This window comes from Micromonospora purpureochromogenes (assembly GCF_900091515.1).
GTDB classification, from domain to species: Bacteria; Actinomycetota; Actinomycetes; order Mycobacteriales; family Micromonosporaceae; genus Micromonospora; species Micromonospora purpureochromogenes.
The window spans coordinates 4,061,494-4,080,217 of the sequence record NZ_LT607410.1 but is presented as its reverse complement, the minus strand read 5'-3'; the positions used below and the strand labels follow the sequence as shown (position 1 = coordinate 4,080,217).

The window sequence follows — 18,724 nt, the reverse complement described above, 5'->3', positions numbered from 1 at the left end:
GTGGGACCGCAGGAGGTGGACGTGCGTCGCGTGATGGAGCTGCTGTACGAGGCCAAGCGCCGGCTGTACCCCGGCGACCGCCCCAACCGGCTGGCCCGGCTGATGAACCGGCTGGACGCCGCCCAGTTCGCCACCGGGGTGCTCGCCCCGCGCCGCGCGGTCACCCTGGAGGTACCTGGGCGGCGCACCGGCCAAAGTATCGCCGTGCCGGTGGTGGTGGCCGACCTCGACGGTGACCGCTACCTGGTCTCCATGCTCGGTGAGAACGCCAACTGGGTACGCAACGTGCGGGCGGCCGGCGGCCGGGCGGTGCTGCACCACGGCGGGCGCGAGCAGGTGCTGCTGCGGGAGGTCGACGTCGCCCGGCGTGCCCCGATCCTGCGCCGCTACCTACACCTCGCCCCCGGCGCCCGGCCGCACCTGCCGGTCGACCGGCGCGCCCCGCTGGCGGAGTTCGAGGCGGTCGCCGCCCGGTACCCGGTGTTCCTGGTGCAACCCGCGCCGCGACCCTGACCGGTCTCGATCAGGTCGACTCGTGCGTCGGATCGCGCCGTTGCTTGACGGCGTCGCCGGCCTCGGCGTCGCTGTGCCCGAGGCGGTCGGCGACCCGACGGAACCGGGAGCGGACCGAGTTGGTCGCCGTCGAGCGGGGCGCCGGGAGTCGCCGGATCCTGACCACGCTGCCCCACGCCACCAGGGTGCTGGTGCCCGGCCGGCAGTGGTGAGACCAGCTCAGCCGGCGTCGGCCAGGCGGGCGGCGCGGGCGTAAAGGTAGCGCTGCTGCGGCAGGTTCATCGACCGCCGCGCCGCCTCCTCGTACGCCGCGCGCGCCGCGCCGAGGTCGCCCGTGCGTTCCAGCAGGTGCGCGCGGGCGGCGGGCAGCCGCGGGTCGGCGGCGAGCCGGGGGTCGGCCGCCAGCCCGGCGAGCAGGTCGAGCCCGGCGGAGGCGCCCTGGGCCATGGCTACCGCGACCGCGTGGTTCAGCGCCACCACCGGGTTGTCGGACAGGCCGGTGAGCACCGTGTAGAGCGCCTCGATCTGCGGCCAGTCGGTCTCCTCGGCGCTCGTCGCCTCGTCGTGCAGCGCCGCGATCGCCGCCTGCACCTGGTACGGCCCGACGTCGCCGCGCGGCAGCACCGCGCTGACCAGCGCGAGGCCCTCGGCGATCTGGTCGGTGCGCCACCGGCTGCGGTCCTGCTCGGCCATCGGAACCAGCTCGCCGTTCGGCCCGACCCGGGCCGGCCCCCGGGCGTCGGTGAGCAGCATCAACGCCAGCAGCCCGGTCACCTCGTCGTCCTCGGGGAGCAGCCGGTGCAGCATCCGGGTGAGCCGGATCGCCTCGGTGGACAGGTCCACCCGGCGCAGCAGCGGCCCGGCGGTGCTGGCGTACCCCTCGTTGAAGATCAGATAGAGCACGTGCCGGACGGTGGCCAGGCGGGCCGCCCGGTCCGGGCCGGTGGGCAGGCCGAACGGCACGCCGCTGTCCCGGATGCGCTGCTTGGCGCGGGTGATCCGGCGGGCCATCGTGCCCTCCGGGACCAGGAACGCCCGGGCCACCTCGGCGGTGCTCAGGCCGCCGACGGCCCGCAGGGTCAGCGCGATCTGCGCGGCCGGGGGCAGCTCCGGGTGGCAGCAGAGGAAGAGCAGCACCAGGCTGTCGTCCTCCGGGGTCCGGCGGTCCGCCGGGGGAGCGAGCCACTGCTCGGGCGGCAACCGCCGGGCGACGTCGTCCTCGCGCCGCCGCCGGGCCTGCTCGCTGCGGAGCAGGTCGGTCAGGCGCCGCGCCGCGACGGTGATCAGCCAGGCGCGCGGGTCATCGGGTACGCCGTCGACGGGCCACCGGGTCGCGGCCGCCAGCAGCGCCTCCTGGGTGGCGTCCTCGGCGGTGTCGAAGTGCCCGTAGCGGCGCACCACCGCACCGAGGACCTGCGGCGTCAGGCGGCGCAGCAGGTCCTCGACGGCGTCGGCGGTCATCAGCCGTTGAGGTCCTCGATGCCCTCGGCGACCGGCCGCACGTCCACGTACTCGCCCTCGGCGTCCGGGTTGACGAACCGCGCGGCGATCCGGGTGGCCCGGTCGAAGCTGTCACACTCCACGATCGTGAAGCCGGCCAGCACCTCCTGCGTCTCCGGGTAGGGGCCGTCGGTCACCACGGGCGCACCCTCGCGCACCCGGACCCGCCGGGCGTGCACCGGGGCGGTCAGCCCCCGGCCGTCGACCAGCTCGCCCGACTCCGCGATCTCCTTGTGCACCGCCTCCATGTGGGCGTGCATCGCCGCTACCTGCTCCGGCGACATCGGCGGCGGGTTGTCGCCGGGGCGGCCCGCCATCGCGTCGTAGTCGCGCTGCGAGCCGTACAGCATGATCATGTACTTCATGATGTCGCTCCTCTCGGCCGCGGGTGGGCCGTCACCGGCAACGTCGGAGCCGGCCGGCCGAGCCGGACAGCGAGGCGGTCAGGGCCGCGCGGTGATGTGGGCGACGAACGCGTGCCAGGCGTGGGGAGCGAAAGCGAGAGTCGGTCCGGTGGAGTCCTTGGAGTCGCGCACGGCGACCACGCCGGGGAGGTTGTCGGCAACCTCGATACAGTTGCCGCCGCTGGTACCGCTACGGGTGGACTTTCTCCACCGTGCACCAGTTAGGTCCATTGATTCGCTACTTCCTTGATCAGGTCCAGTGACTGCCGCCGCGACAGTGCCTCGTTGCGTACGCTCTCCCACCGCTGGAAGAGCGTATCCAGGTCGGACGGCCGATCTACGACATCGCCGCCCAGTTGGCTCTCCAGGTGGCCGACCCAGCTCGTCGGCCAGGTGTGCCAACGACAGCGGGCCGGACAGGCCCGCGTGAAGGCCGACCTCCGGCGGAATGACGTGAATGCTGATGTTAGGTCGCTCGGCGCAGGCTACAAGCTTCAACATCTGCTCACCCATCAGTTTCTCGCACCCGTCCCCGACGCGTCGGACAGCCGCCTCGTCAACGACCACGACGAGTTGAGGCGGTGACTCCCCGCCCAGGATCGCCTGCCGCTCGATGCGCGCGGCCACCCGGCGTTCGACCTCGTCGTCGCTGAGGCGTGGATCCAGCCGCAGTACGGCGCGGGCGTACGCCTCGGTCTGCAGAAGACCCGGGATCAGGTTCGGCTCGAAGTACCGGAGCTGCGTCGCCCCGCGCTCGGCGTCGAGCCACGGCAGGAACCACGACGGTGCACCGAGCTTGGACACCAGGCGCTCGAACAAGCCGCCGCTGGTCAGCGCGCGATCGGCTCCCTTGATGAAGTCCATAGTCAGGGCGCGAGTGCCGCCTTCAACGGCGCTGACATGTGACGCGCTGAAACCCGCAGCTCGGCCGAATGCCTCCTGTGTCAAGCCGGCGGCCCCACGGGCCCGGCGGATCTCGCCCACGATGAAGGCGGCGAGCGGACTCGGAACATCTGCCATTCAGGGTGCCCCAAACTGGTGATCAACTAATCATGCCGCCACAGGTCTGATGGTCGTTCCGCCAGCTCAGCCCGGACCTGCGAGACGCCTTCCGAGCGTAGTGCCCTCCACAGCAGAGTGTCACCAGCGCTACCGCTGGCGTAGTCGGAGCCGTCAGCGGAACTTGTTTGGGGCCGCCTCGACGATCAAGCGGGGCCGCCCCCGATATCCCGAGGAGGCCCCCTGTGCTGTTCCGTTTCCGGCGCCGCAAGCCCGCGACCCCGATCCCGCCTTCGTGCCTGGTGCCGGGCATCGTGCGAGCCAGGCGGGCGAAGCCGTCGAGCGTCTTGTTCGCGACCGCGGACCAGACCCGGGTGGGCAACCAGACCCCGGCAAGCCGCTGGCGGGCGAACGGAGGCCGCTGGTGACCGTCGGCGACGTGATCACGGTCCCCGAGAATTTCTACCGCTTCGGCAGGAGGCCGCTCGTCATGCATGTCAGCGAGGTGCTCGACCGGCGCGAGGTCGATGGCGCGCTCTGGGTCGAGCTGGTTGGCCGCGACGTACGGCCGGACGGCTCTGTCGATCTGCGGGAGCGTTTCGCGCTCGTCCGGCTGGACCGGACAGTGGTGGTGGCCAGGTGAGCCGCGCGTCTCGACCGCACCTGCCGATGCGCCCCCTGTGGCGGTGTCGGGCCTGCGGCGCGGAGTGGCCCTGCCAGCCGGCGCGGCTGGCGCTGCTGGTCGAGTACCGCGAGGACCGCACCGCGCTGCTGATCTATCTGAGCACCCTGATGGCCGAGGCCGGCGCGCAGCTCTCCCAGCTCAACGGGCACGCGGTGCCGGAGAACCTCACCGAGCGCTTCCTGACCTGGGCCCGGGCCCGTTAGTCGGCACAGGTCGGCTCACGACACCGGAGGCGAGCAGCGCGGCGGTGGGCAGGGCGAGCAGCCCGTCGGCATCCCGGTAGCGGGCGGACAGTTGCAGGTAGCGGCGCCGCAGCGCCTCGCGGGTCGCCGGCGGCTGCCGCTGCAACAGCAGCCCCGGAATGCCGAGGCCGCTGGCCGGGCCGGTCCACCACTCGTCCGGGTCGGCCCGGTGCGTCCAGGTCAGCGTCCGGCACTGCACGTCGTCCAGCCCCGTCCGGGCGAGCAGACCCGTCAGCCCCTCCTCGGTGCGCGGGAAGTCCCGCTCCGCCGCCACCCTCGGCAGCTCACCACCGTTCACGTCGGCGAACACCTCACCCCAGAGTCGTTGCAGGGGCGGCTGCGGCGAGGGCCAGACGGTGACGGCGATCCGGCCACCGGGGCGTACCGTGCGGCGCAGCCCGGCCACCGCGGCGGCCGGGTCGCCGACGTGGTTGAGCACGAAGTTCGCCACGGCGGCGTCCACTGCGCCGGTGGTCACCGGCAGGTGCGGCAGCGCGGCGCGGACCAGCCGGGCGTCGGGCACCCACCGGCGGGCGCGGGCCAGCATCGACGGCTCGGCGTCCACCGCGACCACCGTCGCGCCGCGCCCGGCCGCCAGCGCCGCGACCGTGCCGGTTCCGGTGCCCACGTCGAGCACCCGCATGCCGGCCCCGGCGCCCGCCGCGTCCAGCAGCGCCTCTGCCGGGTACGCGCAGAGCCGGGCGAAAGTGCGCTCGTACACCGCCGCCCGTCCCGGTCCAGCGTGCCCGCTCGTGATCGTCGAAGCTGGTCCCCGTCATCGGTGCGCAGCCTAGCGATCCGGGTCTACCGTGGATCCATGACGACGACCTGGGGGATCCTCGGGGTGTTGGGCGCAGTCCTGGCGGCGGCGGTCGGTTGGGTCGCCTGGCGGGACCGGGAGCGGACCGCCTCCGCGGAGAACCGGATGGCCGGGCAGGCTGCGCTTGCGGAGCAGCAGCGATACGAAGCAGGCCGGCACGCCACCCAGGGCCACGTCACCCATCACGGCCACAATTCCGGAGGATCCTTATGACGGTGTGGGTGATCCTCGGGGTGGCCGGCGCGGTCGTGGCGGCGGCGGTCGGCTGGGTCGCCTGGCGCGACCGGGAGCGGACGGCCTCGGCGGAGGACCCGGGCGCCCGGCGGGCGGCGGTGGTGGAGCAGCAGCGCTACGAGCAGAACCGGCACGCCTCGCAGAGCGACGTCATCCGTCGAGGCGACGGACGCTCCTGATGATCGTTATCATCCGCCGGTGACGAGATGGACCCGTCGGGTGCCGTGGCTGCTGGCCGCCGTTCCGATCCTGGTGCTGCTGGCCGCCTGCGGCGGCGTCGCCTGGCTGGTCGGCGAGGAGGTCGCCGCCGATCGGGCCTGTCCCGACCAGTTCGCGGCGGACAAGGCCAGGATCCGCACCGAGCGCGGGTTCCCCGCCGAGCAGGTGCCCGGCCTCGGTGACTTCCTCGACGTGCACTGGCAGGTCGACACCGAAGCGAACCCATGCTCCCGGGCGCCCGGGCCCACGGACTGGATGTACCAGGGAGTGGTGCGGCTGCGCCCGGCCGACGCGCGGGCGCTGGCCGCCGCGTACCCCTGGAAGGCGGCGGGCACGGAGCCGACGGTCTGGCCCGGCTTGTCCCCGTACGTGCCGGCGGGCGTGCGGTGGCGGCACAGCGCGGCCTACGACGAGGGTGCTGCCGGCAGCCGGCACCTCCAGCTGCACCTGGACCCGGACAGGGCGGTGGCGCTGTTTCACCTCCGGGACAGCTGAGCCGGCCGTCCGCCCGTGGTCCCGGCGGCCGTCGCCCGGCATGATCAATCCACGGCCGGGGTACACCGACCGCATCGGCCGCGACGCCTGGGAGGGCAACAGTGACGGCACGCTCGGGATCGCAGTCGCGCGGCTCGCTCGCCGCGGCGGTGGTGGCGCTGGTGGTGGCGGCCGGTTGCGCCGTCGGCGGGGTGGGGGAGAGCGGCCCGCAGGAGCCGCGCGAACCGGCGCCGGGCCAGTCCCGGCAGGCCTCCTCGCCGGGCGCGGAGACCACCCGGGCCGACGGCACCACCAGCGTCGAGGAGTTCAAGACCGACATCGGCGACGCGGTGAACATCGCCGAGGACTACTGGGGCGCCCAGTTCAAAGCCTCCGGCCAGCAGTTCCGCCCGATCCGCCGGATCGTGCCCTACCAGCGCGAGGGGGAGGTCGCCTGCGGCGGCCAGGCGCTGCCGCGCAACAACGCCGTCTACTGCTCCCAGGGTGACTTCATCGCCTACGACGTCAACTGGTCGGTGGCCGCGTTCCGCCAGGTCGGCGACGCGTTCGTGTTCTACCTGCTCGGCCACGAGTACGCCCACGGCATCCAGGTACGCCTCGGCATCCGCTACAACTTCACCATCCAGCAGGAGTTGCAGGCCGACTGCATGGCCGGGGCGTACCTGGGTGACTCGGTCCGCTCGGGCGTGCTGAAGCTGGACACGGGCGACCTCGACGAGTTCCGCGAGGGGCTGCTCGCCGTCGGTGACGACCCCGACCAGCCCTGGTTCGCGGAGGGCTCCCACGGCACGGCCGAGCAGCGCACCGACTCGTTCTTCCGCGGCTACGAGAACTCCCTCGACGCCTGCGACCTCGGCTGAGCGGGATCGCCCAGGTCACCTTCCGGCGGGGAGGGCGGCGGGCCGTCCGGGCCGGGCTGAGAGGATCGCCCCGACACACCCCAGCCGGAGGAGGCCCCCGCTGAGCAGCCCACACCCCGCCGCCGTGCTCTTCGACATGGACGGCACCCTGGTCGACAGCGAGAAGCTGTGGGACGTCGCGCTGCGCGAGTTGGCGGCCGAGTACGGCGGCTCGCTCTCCGACTCCGCGCGGCGCGCGGTGATCGGCACGAGCATGGCGGAGTCGATGCGGATCGTGCACGACGACCTCGGCCAACCGGAGCGGGACCCGCAGGCCAGCATCGACTGGATCAACGCCCGGATCCTGGAGCTGTTCCGCACCGGGCTGCGCTGGCGGCCCGGCGCGCTGGCCCTGCTGCGGGCGGTACGCGCCGCCGGTATCCCCACCGCGCTGGTCACCTCCAGCGGGCGACCGCTGGTCGAGGTGGCCCTGGACACCCTCGGGCGGGACAGCTTCGACGCGGTGGTCTGCGGCGACGAGGTGGACCTGGCCAAGCCGCACCCGGAGCCGTACCTGACGGCGGCGCGGCTGCTGGACGTGCCGATCGGCCGGTGCGTGGCCATCGAGGACTCGCCGACCGGGGTGGCCAGCGCGCTCGCCGCCGGCGCGGCGGTGCTGGCGGTCCCCGCGGAGGTGCCGATCGCGCCGATCGACGGCGTACACCAGGTGGAGAGCCTGACCGCGGCGGACCTGGAGCTGCTGGCCGCGCTGCTCGGCGAGCCGCCGGCCTGAACCACGCGCGAAGGGGCCCCGCCGGTCGGCGGGGCCCCTTCGTCGCGGCGTGCCTCGGGTCAGTCGTGCGCGATGGCGCCCAGCACGTTGATCCGCGCGGCGCGCACCGCGGGCAGCACCGCGGCGATCACCCCGATGATCGCGGCCAGCCCGAGGAAGATCCCCATCTGGCCCCAGGGCAGGATCAGGTCGGTGATGCCCTCGTCCTTGAGCGCCTCGACCACCGCCGCGCCGAGGCCGGTGCCGACCACCACGCCGAGCAGCGCGCCGAAGACCGAGATCACCACCGCCTCCACGGTGATCATCCGCATGGTCTGCGCCCGGCGCAGCCCGATCGCCCGCAGCAGGCCCAGCTCGCGGGTCCGCTCCAGCACCGACAGGGCCAGGGTGTTGATGATGCCCAGCACCGCGATCACGATGGCCAGCGCCAGCAGGATCTGGATCATCCGCAGCGGGGTGTCCAGCTGGCTGGTCTGCTGCTCGATGAAGGCGGCCCGGTCGGCCACCGACACCTCGGGGCTGTCGGCGAGCAGCGTCTCGACCTGCGGCTGCACGTCGGCGACCCGGGTGCCGGGGGCGAGCTGCAGGAAGCCCTGGATCGGCTGCGGGATGGCGAAGTCCTTCGCCGCCTGCGGCGGCAGCACCACCGGGTTGGTCAGCTGCGAGCTCTCGTAGATGCCGCTGACCGTGTACGTGCGGGCCTCGCCCCGGGACAGCTGGACGCTGACCTTCGAGCCGACCGACACGTTGCGGGACGTCGCGGTGTCGGAGCTGAACAGCATCTGATCGGGCGCCAGCCGGCTGATGTCACCGGCGGTGGCCTTCGCCCCGAAGATCCGCTCCAGCGACGCGACGTTGCTCGACGCCGCCACCCAGGTGCGCTCGCCGTTGACCACCGCCATGTCGCCGTACTCGCCGTCGACCATCTGGACGCCCGGGATTGCGGCCGCCTTCTCCAGCACCGCCGGGTCGAAGCTCGGCGGGCGGGGACCGCCCTGCACCCCGGCGATCACCAGCTCGGCCTTGATCTGGTCCTCGGCCAGCGCGCTGATGCTGCCCTTGGCCGAGTCCAGGATCACCGTCACGCCGGTGACCAGCGCGATGCCGACCATCAGCGCCGCCGCGGTGATCGCGGTGCGGCGCGGGTTGCGGCCGGAGTTGAGCCGGCCCAGCTTGCCCGGCACCGACCAGGCGAACAGCGCCCCGAGCAGGGACACCACCGGCCGGCTGATCAGCGGGGTCAGCAGCGCCACCCCGATGAAGGCGAACAGCACGCCGCCGAGGATGGTGGCCAGGGTGTTGTCCCCGGCGTTGCCGCTGAGCCCCAGGAAGAGCAGCGTGCCGCCGATCGCGGTGACGATCGCGCCGGCCACCGTCACCTTGGTCAGCGGGCGGTCCGGGGTGGCCACGTCCTGCATCGCCGCGATCGGCGGGATCCGCGACGCCCGCAGCGCCGGCAGCAGCGCCGCCACCACGGTGATCACCAGACCCACCGAGAACGCGCCGATCACCGCGGCCGCCGGCACGCCGATGCCGGCCAGCGCCAGCCCGCCCGCCAGCTTGCCGAACAGGTACGCCAGCAGCGCGCCGACGCCGATGCCGGCGCCCAGGCCGAGCACGGAGGCGATCAGGCCCACCGCCACGGCCTCCAGCACCACCGAGCCGATGATCTGCCGGCCGCTGGCCCCGATGGCCCGCATCAGGGCCAGCTCCCGGGTGCGCTGCGCCACGATGATCGAGAAGGTGTTGAGGATGAGGAAGGTGCCGACCAGCAGCGCCACCGCGGCGAAGCCGAGCAGGATCTTGTTGAAGAAGGAGAGCCCCTCCTTCAGCCCCGCCGAGGCGTCGGCGGAGAGCTGCTCGCCCGTCTTGACCTCGTAGTCGCCGCCGACCGCCGCAGCGATGTCGTCGCGCAGCGCGGCCTCGCCGACCCCGTCGGCGGCCTTAACACTGATGTTGGTGAACACGTCCGGCTCGCCGAGCATCAGCCGCTGCGCCACCGGGGTGGTGAAGGCGATCTCGTTGGCCCCGCCGAGGGAGTCCCGGTCACCGCTGTAACCGAAGACGCCCACCACGGTGAACTCCTTCTTCGGCTCCAGGGTCAGCACGCCGACCCGGTCGCCGACCGTCACCTTCGCGGCCTGCGCCAGCGCCCCGTTGATCACGATCTCGTCGTCGGCTCGCGGCTCGCGGCCCTCGCGCAGCTTGACCAGGTCGCTCTCGCCCACCCAGTTCTCGCCGAGCTGCGGCGGACCGAACGAGGTGACCACCTTGCCGTTGCTGCCGATCAGGCGGGCGCCGTCCGCGGCGACGATCCCGGTGGCCTCGGCCACCCCGCCGACCGTGCGGACCTTCTCCAGCGTCGCGGCCGGCATCGCCGCGGGCACCTGCTCACCCTCGGTCTCGCTGAGGGCGATCTTCGGCTTGGCGGAGACGTTGACGTCGACACCCTCGTACGCGTCGGCGAAGACCGCGTCGAACGAGCGGCCGAGCGTGTCGGTCAGCACGAACGCGCCGGAGACGAACATGACGCCCAGCACCACGGCCAGGCCGGAGAGGATGAGGCGCACCTTGCGCGCCAGCAGGCTCTTCCAGGTTGCGCGGAACATCAGCGCGCCACCTCGGCCGACGTGTCGAGCTTCTTCATGGTGTCCAGCACGGTGTCGGCGGTCGGCTCGATCAGCTCGGAGACGACCTGCCCGTCGGCCAGGAAGATCACCCGGTCGGCGTACGCGGCGGCGGTCGGGTCGTGGGTGACCATCACGATGGTCTGGCCGTGCTGGCGTACCGAGTTGCGCAGGAAGTTGAGCACCTCCGCGCCGGAGCGGGAGTCGAGGTTGCCGGTCGGCTCGTCGGCGAAGATCACCTCGGGTCGGGCGACCAGCGCCCGGGCGCACGCCACCCGCTGCTGCTGACCGCCGGAGAGCTGCGCCGGGCGGTGCCCCAGCCGGTCCCGCAGGCCGACCGTGTCGATCACGGTGTCGTACCAGGCCTGCTCGGGCTTGCGGCCGGCGATGGAGAGCGGCAGCACGATGTTCTCCTGGGCGGTCAGCGTCGGCAGCAGGTTGAACTGCTGGAAGATGAAACCGACCTTGTCCCGCCGCAGCTTCGTCAGGCCGGCGTCGCCGAGCCCGGTCACCGTCGTGTCGCCGATGTGCATCGTGCCCTTGGTGACCGAGTCCAGCCCGGCCAGGCAGTGCATCAGCGTCGACTTGCCCGAACCCGACGGGCCCATGATCGCCGTGAACCGGCCGCGCTCGAACTCGGCGCTCACCCCCCGCAGCGCGGCGACCTGCGCCTCGCCGCTGCCGTACACCTTCCACACGTCGCTGGCCCGGGCCGCGGCCTGCGCCTGCCGGCCTACCGTCGCGGTCACGTCATCTACCTCTTCCGTCTGCTTGCGGTGTCCCCGCCGCCCCCGCTGGTCGGTGGGGCTGCTCCCATCCTCCGTGCCCTGCCCGCCGGATCCGTCCGACCAGGGGCGGACGCGGCGCGGATTTCCCGCTGCGGGTCGGCCCGGAGCCCGGCTCAGGGTTGCCCCTGAGCCGGCGACCGGTCGAACGTGTTTCCACCCGCCGGGACGGCGGCGGAACCGACGCTAGGACCTGACGTCACGTCATGGTCAACCGCGCCGCGCCGTCTTTTGTGACGGTAGGTGACCACGGCAACCGGGCCGTCGCCCCACCGACGGCTCCTCGGGTACGCCCCGTGACGTAGCCGCCGGCCACCGCCCAGGTGTGGCCGGCCATCGCGAGCGAAGCCGACGTCGGCAGCGGTGTTCGTGGTGGGGCGGGGCAGCCGCGGAGCGGGCATGCCGGCTCGTTGTGCGGTCCGACCGGCTGCACGTCCGGGTGCCAGCGCGCAGCGGTCAGCGCCGCTCCGGGCGGGCGCGTCCCAGGGCGCCGGCCCGGCCCCACCGGCCGGGAATGCCGAGCAGTTCGATCCGGCCCATGCCCGGGGGCACGGCCGGCCTGGTCACCAGGTGGTTCCCCCGCGGCTCCATGCCGAGCATGGTGCGCAGCAACAACAGGGGGGTGCCCGTGGACCACGCCTGCGGACTGCACGCCGTGGGGTACAGCACGGGATACCGGGTCAGCGTCCGGTCGTATCCGCCGAAGGCCTCCGGCAGTCTGCCCTCGAAGAACTCGGCGCCGTCGATGATCCCCTCGGCGATGCGGCCCGCTTCCTGGCTGAAGCCGTAGCGGCGTAGCCCCCAGGCGATCAGGGAGTTGTCGAAGGGCCAGACGGTGCCGACGTGGTACCCGAGCGGGTTGTAGCGGCCCTCCCCCTCGGCCAGGGTGCGTACTCCCCAGCCGGAGAAGAGGCGGGGGCCGAGCAGGTGTGCGGCGATCCTGGCCGCCCGGGACTCCTCGACGATGCCGCTCCACAACAGGTGGCCGATGTTGGAGGAGAGGGCGTCGACCTGGTGGCCGTCGCCGTCGAGGGCGAGGGCGTAGTACTCGCCGTCGGTGACCCAGAAGTCGCGGTTGAAGCGCTGCTTGAGCTCGGCCGCTTCGCGTTCGAGCCGGTCGGCGTAGTCGGGGTCGTTCCAGAACTGTCGGGCCAGCCGGGCGCCGCGGATCTTGGCGTCGTAGGCGTAGCCCTGCAGCTCACAGGTAGCGCGGGGCAGACCGGCCAGCCTCCCGTCACGGAAGGAGATCGAGTCCCAGGAGTCCTTCCAGCACTGATTCTCCAACCCGTTCTTCTCGTTGCGGCGCCGGTACCAGACGTAGCCGTCGCCCATGATGTCGCCGTACTCGTCGATCCAGTGCAGCGCGGCTCTCGCGGAGCGCTCGAGCATCCGCACGGTGGCGGCGTCTCCGGTCCACCGCTCGTACTCGTCGAGCAGGATCACGTACAGCGGCGTGGAGTCGGCGCTGCCGAAGTACGGCGAGTGGGGCTGCTCCTCGAAGCCGATCGTCTCCCCGTACCGCAGTTCGTGCAGTATCTTCCCCGGCTCCTCCTCGCGGAAGTTGTCGAGGACGACGCTCTGCAACAGCGCCAGCAGGCGCAGCGTCGTGACCGCCAGTTCCGGCACGAACGGCAGCGCCTGCAGGCTGGTGAAGATGCTGTCCCGGCCGAAGATCGCCATGAACCACGGCAGGCCGGCGGCGGGCAGGGCATGTCCGCCGCCGGTCAGCGGCATGAAGCGCAGCGCGGCGAGATCGGCCAGGCTGCGCCGGTAGGTCATCGCCAACGCGGGGGAGTCGCAGGTAAGACGGGGGGCCTCCGCGAGCCAACGGTCCAGGTCCTGCCGCATCTGCCCGCGGGCCCGACCGGGCGAGCCCTGCAGAGTCTCCCGAAGATCACGTCCGTCCACGCCCAGGGTCTGCACGTGGATGTCGGTGACCCACTCGCCGTGCGGTTCGAGCCGGACGTCGTACGTCAACCCCCGCTCGTCGATGTGCGCCGGCTCCGTGGAGGAAACCAACGTCTCCCGGTGGAACGCCTCCCGCCGATAGCCGAGCCGCAGGCACCCGTCCTCGATCCGGGCGTAGTGCCCGCCCTTCTTGTTGCGCACGTCCTTGATCTCGAAAAGGTCGGCGAAGTCGCTCTCGATGTCGATCCGGATTCGCAGATCGACGGGCCCGGGTTCGTGGTTGATCACGGTCAGCCGCTCGTTGAAGCTCTCGCCGATCGAGCGCTCACGAATGGCCGACACGCTGATGTCCACCAGCGGGGTCAGGACGGTCGGGACGACGAAGAATCGGCTCTCGAAGTAGTCGACCTCCTCAACGGTGAGCGCGTTGACCCGTTCACCGTTGATGGAGAGGATCCATTTCGACAGGAACCGGGTGTCGAACGAGAAGAAACCGGTCGGGATGGCCGGCGACGCGTCGATGTCGCCGGTCTCCTCACTGACCACGAACGTGTTGCCGTCCAGTAGTCGAACGAGTCCGTCGCTCATGCCGGTCCGCTCTCCCGGCGGGCGAACTCCCGTGGGTGGTGCGCGCCGGGTGGCCCCGGCATCACCCGCTGGAGGAAACGGCCAAGCCGCACGTCACCCTCGGCCCTGAGTTCGTTACGCACCCACGCCGCGTAGACGTGCGACCTGCCGGTGACGATCCGGTCGAAGGCCGCTCTGCTGCCCGTGAACACGCAGTCGGCTCCGCTCTCCTCCCGCGAGACGTGGACATCGCCGCGTCTGATCACCACCAACCAGTGGTCGACCTCGTGGTCGTGTTCGAGGTCGAACCGGATGCTGCCGACGGCCTCCTCGAGGAGGGGTTCGTGGCCCCGCCGGCCGAGCGCGTCGAAAAAGTTGGCGGTGGGATTCGACATGAGTCTCCTCCGGTAGGTCCCCGAGCCCGGACGAGCAGCCACCCTCACGATGACCGGTGGCGGCGTACCGCCGCATCACCCGCACCGGGTGAAATCTCCGTGTCCTGCGTGAGTGGCCCGTCGATCTCATCCGTTCCGGGTGAGGTCAGGGCACCGCAATCTGAGCGATCCTGAATCCTGGTCGCGATTCTTCTGCCCGGGGGTGGTGGTGCCATGTCGGAGACGACCCGGAGATTCTTCGACGCGCTCGAACGACACGGCCACGAACGCGTGCTGAAGAAGACGAACGGCACCATCCGGTTCGACCTGGAAGACGACCAGGCGGTCGACCACTGGTTCGTGGAGATCCGCGGCGGTGCCGTCCGCGTGTCACAACGGGACGCCGACGCCGACGCCGTCATCCGTGCCGACAGTGCCTTCTTCGACCGCATGGTCCGTGGCGAGGCCAAACCGCTGCCGGCGTGGCTGAGGAACGAGATAACGAGCGAGGGAAAGTTTCGGTTCATCGTCCTGTTGGAGCGGCTCTTCGCACCTCCCCCCGGGGCGCGACATCCGCGGGACGTCGTCCGTGACCGTGGGCGGCGCGGATGAAGACGGACCTGATCAGGATCCTCGACGGCAACATCTTCGTGCTGAGCGACGGCTGTGGCGACCTGGAGGCGAAGCCCACTGCGCCGTCCGGGTTCTACTCGTTCGACACCCGGTTCCTGTCCCTCTGGCGGCTGACCCTCAACGGTGAACGGCTGAGCCCGCTCGCCCGGGACGACCCGTCCTACTTCGAGGTGCGTTTCTTCCTGGTGCCCGGCGCACCCACCCACTACGTCGACGCGAAGGTGTCGGTGATCCGGGAGCGGTCGGTGGCCGGTAGCTTCGAGGAGCAGTTGACGGTGCTCAACCACTCCGGCGAACCGGCCGAGATCACCGTCCACGTGGAGGCGGACTCCGACTTCGTGCCGCTGATCGTGGCGGCCCAGGGGCGTACGCCGAAGGGTCGGCTGTACCGGCGCGTCGAGAACGGCCGGCTGCATCTCGGCTACCAGCGCGACGCGTTCCGCCGGGAGACGGTCATCTCCTCCACCGAGCCGGCGCAGGTCGACGAACGGGGGCTGACGTACCAGACTCGCATCGAACCGCACGGCCAGTGGAGCACGACGCTGCACGTCCGAGGCCTGGTGCTGCGCCCGGACGGTGAGGACGTCCGGGAGCATGTTTATCCCGGCCGCCGCAGGCGGGACAGGTCCCGGCTCGAGTGGAACCTCCAACAGTGGCTCGGCGCGGCTCCGCAGCTGATCTGCGCCTGGGAGCCACTGGAGCGGACGTACCGGCGGACCATGGTCGATCTCGCCGCGCTGGGGTACTCGCCGCTGACGCTACCGGCCGAGACGCTGCCTGCGGCGGGGCTTCCGTGGAGCGCTACCATCGCCGGCCGGGAAGCCATCTTCACCAGCCTGCAGGCGTTGCCGTTCGCACCGGGCCTCGCCCTTGCCACCCTGCACATGCTCGGCATCGACCAGGGCGCGGTGCTCGACGACTTCCGGGACGAGGAGCCTGGCAAGATCCTGAGGGAGTTCCGCTACGGGGAACTGGTCGCGTTCGAGGAACGCCCGCAGGCCCCCTACTACGGTGCCGCCGATACCACCCCGCTCTACGTGACCCTGCTCGACGAGTACGAGCGGTGGACCGGAGACGCCGATACGGTACGCGAGTTCGAGGACGAGGCGCGGGCGGCCCTGCACTGGATCGACGAGTACGGCGACATCATGGGCGACGGCTACGTCTGGTACCAGCGGCGCAACGAACGAACCGGGCTGGAGAACCAGTGCTGGAAGGAATCCCCCAACGCGATCTCGTTCCGTGACGGGAGGCTGGCCGGTCTGCCCCGCGCTACCTGTGAGCTGCAGGGCTACGCCTACGACGCCAAGATCCGCGGCGCCCGGCTGGCCCGACAGTTCTGGAACGACCCCGACTACGCCGACCGGCTCGAACGCGAAGCGGCCGAGCTCAAGCAGCGCTTCAACCGCGACTTCTGGGTCACCGACGGCGAGTACTACGCCCTCGCCCTCGACGGCGACGGCCACCAGGTCGACGCCCTCTCCTCCAACATCGGCCACCTGTTGTGGAGCGGCATCGTCGAGGAGTCCCGGGCGGCCAGGATCGCCGCACACCTGCTCGGCCCCCGCCTCTTCTCCGGCTGGGGAGTACGCACCCTGGCCGAGGGGGAGGGCCGCTACAACCCGCTCGGGTACCACGTCGGCACCGTCTGGCCGTCCGACAACTCCCTGATCGCCTGGGGGCTGCGCCGGTACGGCTTCACCTGCGAGGCGGGCCGCATCGCCGAGGGGATCATCGACGCGTCGCACCACTTCCAGGGCAGGCTGCCGGAGGCCTTCGGCGGCTTCGACCGCGAGTTGACCCGGGGCCCCGTCCCGTACCCGACGGCCAACAGTCCGCAGTCCGAAGCGACCGGAGCACCCCTGCTGCTGGTGCGCACTCTGCTCGGTCTCGAGCCGTGCGGGGATGATCTGGTGGTCGGGCCGGCGTTGCCCGAGCGGTTCGGCCGCATCGAACTGCTCGACATCCCGGGGCGGTGGGGCCGGGTCGACGCCATCGGCAGCGTGGATCGGCGCGGCGAGGAGACGGACCGGCAGACCAGCCTGGCCACGTCGCCGCGCGAAGCCTGACGAGCGATCACCGTCGCGGGCGGACCAGCCCCGTCTCGTACGCCAGCACCACCGCCTGCACCCGGTCGCGCAGCCCCAGCTTGGTCAGCACGTGCCCGACGTGGGTCTTGATGGTGGTCTCGCTGACCGACAGCGCCGCGGCGATCTCGGCGTTGGAAAGCCCGCGGGCCACCTGCACCAGCACCTCCCGCTCCCGTTCGGTGAGCGACTTGAGCGCCTTCGGCGGGGTGGCCGCCGGATCGGGCAGCACGTCGGCGAAGCGGTCCAGCAGCCGCTTGAGAATGCGCGGCGCGACCACCGCCTCCCCGGCGGCGACCGTGCGGATCGCGGTCACCAGCTCCTCCGCCGGTACGTCCTTGGCCAGGAAGCCGCTCGCCCCGGCGCGCAGCGCCCCCACCACGTACTCGTCCAGGTCGAACGTGGTGAGGATGAGCACCCGCACCGGCAGCCGGGCGTCGACGATGGCCCGGGTGGCCGCCACCCCGTCCATCCGGGGCATCCGGATGTCCATCAGCACCACGTCCGGCAGCAGCCGCCGGGACAGCTCCACCGCCTCCTGGCCGTCCCCGGCCTCGGCCACGATGTCCAGATCCTCCTCGGTGCCCAGCACCATCCGGAAGCCGGTACGCAGCAGCGGCTGGTCGTCGGCGAGCAGGATCCGCACCGGCCGTGCCGCCGCCGTACCGTCGCTCATGAGCTCTCCCTGTCCTGCTGTTGGTGCGGTCGGTCGCCCGTGCGGTGGTGGCCCGGCCGCCCGCGTCGGTGCCGGGCCGGCGTGGCCCGGCCGGCGGCGCCCGCCCGGTGCTCCCGGGTCATGCCGCGGCCCCGACCGACTCCACCGGGATCCGCGCCGACACCCGGAAGCCGCCGCCCGGCCGGGGACCGGTCCGCAGGGTCCCACCGTAGAGGCCGACCCGCTCCCGCATGCCGACCAGGCCGTGCCCGATCCGGTCGGGTCCCGGTCCCGGCCCGCGCCCGGTGTCGGTGACCTCCACCGTCAGCCAGCCATCGGCGACGGTGAGCCGCACCTGCGCGGTGGCCTCCCCGGCGTGCTTGAGCGCGTTGGTCAACGCCTCCTGCACGATCCGGTAGACGGTCAGTGACACACCCTCCTCCACCGGCCCGGGCGTGCCCTCGACGTGCAGGGTCACCGGCAGGCCCGCCTCCCGTACCTGCTCGACCAACGCCTCGATCCCCGCCAGGCCGGGCTGTGGGGTCAGGTCCGCCGCCGGCTCCGCGTCCGTGCGCAGCACGTCCAGCAGGCGGCGCATCTCCCGCAAGGTGACCCGGCTGGTGTCCTCGATGGTGGCAATCGCCTCGTCGGCGGCGTCCGGGTCGCGGCGCAGCACCCGACGCGCCCCGGTGGCCAGCACCCCCATCACGCTCACGTGGTGGGCGACCACGTCGTGCAGCTCCCGGGCGATCCGGCGCCGCTCGTCGGCGACCGCCTGCTCGGCCAGGGAACGCTGGTTCTCCTCGGCCACCCGGGCCCGCTCCCGCAGCGCCCGCACCGACGTGCGCCGCGCCTGCACCGCCCGCCCCACCGCGTACGACAACAGGGCGATGAGCAGGTTGTTGAGCAGCAGGTAGCCCGGGCCCACCGCCAGCACCCCTTCCGGCGGGGCGACCAGGTTGGTCACCCCCACCGGCACCCAGAGCAGCACCGCGGCCAGCGCCGCCTGCCGCGCCGGCCGGTGCGCGGCCATCGTGTACGTCAGGACCATGAACGCCAGGCCCTGCGTGCCGGGGGCGAGCTTGAGCAGCACCGGCAGCATCAGGGTGGCCACGGCCAGGCTCACCGCCGTCCACGGGGCGACCCGGCGCAGCGCCACCGGGGCGGCCGCGAGCAGGCTCCACGCCAGCGCGCCCGGCATCCGCCCGGGCCAGAACTCCGGCGGGGTGAGCAGCAGGAAGGCGATCTCCAGCAGCACCAGGGCGGCGGCGAAGAGCGCGTCACCGGCGAGCGGTCGGCGCTGCCACCATCGCGCGGGTCCGTCGGTCATACCGCGACGCTAGTG

General features: G+C 72.1%; 20 protein-coding genes and 2 pseudogenes. 10 read left to right on the top strand and 12 right to left on the bottom strand.

Annotated features, from left to right (window positions below; genetic code table 11):
* The first annotated feature begins 21 nt into the window (after positions 1 to 21).
* Positions 22 to 513: a nitroreductase/quinone reductase family protein gene (locus GA0074696_RS18920; protein WP_231925073.1), complete on the top strand. Its 492-nt coding sequence runs from the start codon at positions 22 to 24 to the stop codon at positions 511 to 513.
* Between the two features lie 10 nt (positions 514 to 523).
* On the opposite strand, the gene GA0074696_RS30860 is transcribed toward GA0074696_RS18920, so the two are convergent.
* From GA0074696_RS30860 to GA0074696_RS18900, 5 genes and pseudogenes are all read right to left on the bottom strand, one after another.
* On the bottom strand, positions 524 to 694 hold the full coding sequence (locus tag GA0074696_RS30860) for a hypothetical protein (protein WP_157746017.1): 171 nt from the start codon (positions 692 to 694) through the stop codon (positions 524 to 526).
* 38 nt (positions 695 to 732) lie between these two features.
* The gene (locus tag GA0074696_RS18915) at positions 733 to 1,974 is read right to left on the bottom strand and encodes an RNA polymerase sigma factor (RefSeq protein ID WP_088962324.1); all 1,242 of its coding nucleotides are present in this window, start codon (positions 1,972 to 1,974) and stop codon (positions 733 to 735) included.
* On the bottom strand, positions 1,974 to 2,378 hold the full coding sequence (locus GA0074696_RS18910; protein ID WP_088962323.1) for a YciI family protein: 405 nt from the start codon (positions 2,376 to 2,378) through the stop codon (positions 1,974 to 1,976). Before GA0074696_RS18910 ends, GA0074696_RS18915 begins: the two co-directional genes overlap by 1 nt.
* A 78-nt stretch (positions 2,379 to 2,456) precedes the next feature.
* A pseudogene (locus tag GA0074696_RS32630) lies at positions 2,457 to 2,573 on the bottom strand (DUF397 domain-containing protein); the annotation flags it as partial.
* 65 nt (positions 2,574 to 2,638) lie between these two features.
* Positions 2,639 to 3,437: pseudogene (locus tag GA0074696_RS18900) on the bottom strand (helix-turn-helix domain-containing protein).
* Between the two features lie 403 nt (positions 3,438 to 3,840).
* Between GA0074696_RS18900 and GA0074696_RS18890 the strand changes: the two are divergent.
* On the top strand, positions 3,841 to 4,059 hold the full coding sequence (locus GA0074696_RS18890; protein ID WP_088962320.1) for a hypothetical protein: 219 nt from the start codon (positions 3,841 to 3,843) through the stop codon (positions 4,057 to 4,059).
* Complete coding sequence (locus GA0074696_RS18885; protein ID WP_231925072.1) at positions 4,056 to 4,304, top strand: flavin reductase; 249 nt, start codon at positions 4,056 to 4,058, stop codon at positions 4,302 to 4,304. Before GA0074696_RS18890 ends, GA0074696_RS18885 begins: the two co-directional genes overlap by 4 nt.
* Here the strand turns inward: GA0074696_RS18885 and GA0074696_RS18880 are convergent.
* Positions 4,267 to 5,064, bottom strand: a complete 798-nt coding sequence (locus GA0074696_RS18880; RefSeq protein WP_197700752.1) for a class I SAM-dependent methyltransferase — start codon at positions 5,062 to 5,064, stop codon at positions 4,267 to 4,269. The genes GA0074696_RS18885 and GA0074696_RS18880 overlap by 38 nt on opposite strands.
* Before the next feature lie 96 nt (positions 5,065 to 5,160).
* On the opposite strand from GA0074696_RS18880, the gene GA0074696_RS18875 reads away from it, so the two are divergent.
* From GA0074696_RS18875 to GA0074696_RS18855, 5 genes are all read left to right on the top strand, one after another.
* Positions 5,161 to 5,376, top strand: coding sequence for a hypothetical protein (locus tag GA0074696_RS18875; RefSeq protein ID WP_088962318.1), 216 nt, complete (start codon positions 5,161 to 5,163; stop codon positions 5,374 to 5,376).
* A complete protein-coding gene (locus GA0074696_RS18870; RefSeq protein ID WP_088962317.1) occupies positions 5,373 to 5,576 on the top strand; it encodes a hypothetical protein in 204 nt (67 codons plus the stop codon). The genes GA0074696_RS18875 and GA0074696_RS18870 overlap by 4 nt, the downstream gene beginning before the upstream one ends.
* A 19-nt stretch (positions 5,577 to 5,595) precedes the next feature.
* Entirely contained in the window at positions 5,596 to 6,111 is a 516-nt protein-coding gene (locus GA0074696_RS18865; RefSeq protein ID WP_157746015.1) for a hypothetical protein, read from the top strand.
* 101 nt (positions 6,112 to 6,212) lie between these two features.
* A complete protein-coding gene (locus tag GA0074696_RS18860) occupies positions 6,213 to 6,971 on the top strand; it encodes a neutral zinc metallopeptidase (protein ID WP_088962315.1) in 759 nt (252 codons plus the stop codon).
* Between the two features lie 124 nt (positions 6,972 to 7,095).
* A complete protein-coding gene (locus GA0074696_RS18855; protein ID WP_088962314.1) occupies positions 7,096 to 7,743 on the top strand; it encodes an HAD family hydrolase in 648 nt (215 codons plus the stop codon).
* 59 nt (positions 7,744 to 7,802) lie between these two features.
* Here GA0074696_RS18855 and GA0074696_RS18850 read toward each other — a convergent pair whose 3' ends face one another.
* The 4 genes from GA0074696_RS18850 to GA0074696_RS18835 all read right to left on the bottom strand — a co-directional run bounded on the left by GA0074696_RS18850 (position 7,803) and on the right by GA0074696_RS18835 (position 14,025).
* Positions 7,803 to 10,352 (bottom strand): ABC transporter permease, encoded by a 2,550-nt coding sequence (locus GA0074696_RS18850; RefSeq protein WP_088962313.1) that lies wholly within the window; start codon positions 10,350 to 10,352, stop codon positions 7,803 to 7,805.
* Entirely contained in the window at positions 10,352 to 11,119 is a 768-nt protein-coding gene (locus tag GA0074696_RS18845; RefSeq protein ID WP_088962312.1) for an ABC transporter ATP-binding protein, read from the bottom strand. Before GA0074696_RS18845 ends, GA0074696_RS18850 begins: the two co-directional genes overlap by 1 nt.
* A 492-nt stretch (positions 11,120 to 11,611) precedes the next feature.
* On the bottom strand, positions 11,612 to 13,651 hold the full coding sequence (locus GA0074696_RS18840) for a glycogen debranching N-terminal domain-containing protein (protein ID WP_088962311.1): 2,040 nt from the start codon (positions 13,649 to 13,651) through the stop codon (positions 11,612 to 11,614).
* On the bottom strand, positions 13,648 to 14,025 hold the full coding sequence (locus tag GA0074696_RS18835; protein WP_088962310.1) for an SCP2 sterol-binding domain-containing protein: 378 nt from the start codon (positions 14,023 to 14,025) through the stop codon (positions 13,648 to 13,650). Before GA0074696_RS18835 ends, GA0074696_RS18840 begins: the two co-directional genes overlap by 4 nt.
* 213 nt (positions 14,026 to 14,238) lie before the next feature.
* Between GA0074696_RS18835 and GA0074696_RS18830 the strand changes: the two genes are divergently transcribed.
* Complete coding sequence (locus tag GA0074696_RS18830) at positions 14,239 to 14,616, top strand: SCP2 sterol-binding domain-containing protein (protein ID WP_088962309.1); 378 nt, start codon at positions 14,239 to 14,241, stop codon at positions 14,614 to 14,616.
* Complete coding sequence (locus GA0074696_RS18825) at positions 14,613 to 16,706, top strand: amylo-alpha-1,6-glucosidase (protein WP_088962308.1); 2,094 nt, start codon at positions 14,613 to 14,615, stop codon at positions 16,704 to 16,706. Before GA0074696_RS18830 ends, GA0074696_RS18825 begins: the two co-directional genes overlap by 4 nt.
* Positions 16,707 to 16,713: 7 nt before the next feature.
* Here GA0074696_RS18825 and GA0074696_RS18820 read toward each other — a convergent pair whose 3' ends face one another.
* Both GA0074696_RS18820 and GA0074696_RS18815 read right to left on the bottom strand, forming a co-directional pair.
* Positions 16,714 to 17,400, bottom strand: a complete 687-nt coding sequence (locus GA0074696_RS18820; RefSeq protein ID WP_088962307.1) for a response regulator — start codon at positions 17,398 to 17,400, stop codon at positions 16,714 to 16,716.
* Positions 17,401 to 17,518: 118 nt separating this feature from the next.
* Positions 17,519 to 18,709: a sensor histidine kinase gene (locus GA0074696_RS18815; protein WP_088962306.1), complete on the bottom strand. Its 1,191-nt coding sequence runs from the start codon at positions 18,707 to 18,709 to the stop codon at positions 17,519 to 17,521.
* Positions 18,710 to 18,724 lie beyond the last annotated feature (15 nt).

What these genes read in the sequence shown, in the direction of transcription:
- GA0074696_RS18915 (WP_088962324.1), bottom strand. Translation starts at nt 1,974, where the DNA reads ATGACCGCCGACGCCGTCGAGGACCTGCTGCGCCGCCTGACGCCGCAG.
- GA0074696_RS18910 (WP_088962323.1), bottom strand. Translation starts at nt 2,378, where the DNA reads ATGAAGTACATGATCATGCTGTACGGCTCGCAGCGCGACTACGACGCG.
- GA0074696_RS18875 (WP_088962318.1), top strand. Translation starts at nt 5,161, where the DNA reads ATGACGACGACCTGGGGGATCCTCGGGGTGTTGGGCGCAGTCCTGGCG.
- GA0074696_RS18870 (WP_088962317.1), top strand. Translation starts at nt 5,373, where the DNA reads ATGACGGTGTGGGTGATCCTCGGGGTGGCCGGCGCGGTCGTGGCGGCG.
- GA0074696_RS18850 (WP_088962313.1), bottom strand. Translation starts at nt 10,352, where the DNA reads ATGTTCCGCGCAACCTGGAAGAGCCTGCTGGCGCGCAAGGTGCGCCTC.
- GA0074696_RS18840 (WP_088962311.1), bottom strand. Translation starts at nt 13,651, where the DNA reads ATGAGCGACGGACTCGTTCGACTACTGGACGGCAACACGTTCGTGGTC.
- GA0074696_RS18835 (WP_088962310.1), bottom strand. Translation starts at nt 14,025, where the DNA reads ATGTCGAATCCCACCGCCAACTTTTTCGACGCGCTCGGCCGGCGGGGC.
- GA0074696_RS18830 (WP_088962309.1), top strand. Translation starts at nt 14,239, where the DNA reads ATGTCGGAGACGACCCGGAGATTCTTCGACGCGCTCGAACGACACGGC.
- GA0074696_RS18825 (WP_088962308.1), top strand. Translation starts at nt 14,613, where the DNA reads ATGAAGACGGACCTGATCAGGATCCTCGACGGCAACATCTTCGTGCTG.
- GA0074696_RS18820 (WP_088962307.1), bottom strand. Translation starts at nt 17,400, where the DNA reads ATGAGCGACGGTACGGCGGCGGCACGGCCGGTGCGGATCCTGCTCGCC.
- GA0074696_RS18815 (WP_088962306.1), bottom strand. Translation starts at nt 18,709, where the DNA reads ATGACCGACGGACCCGCGCGATGGTGGCAGCGCCGACCGCTCGCCGGT.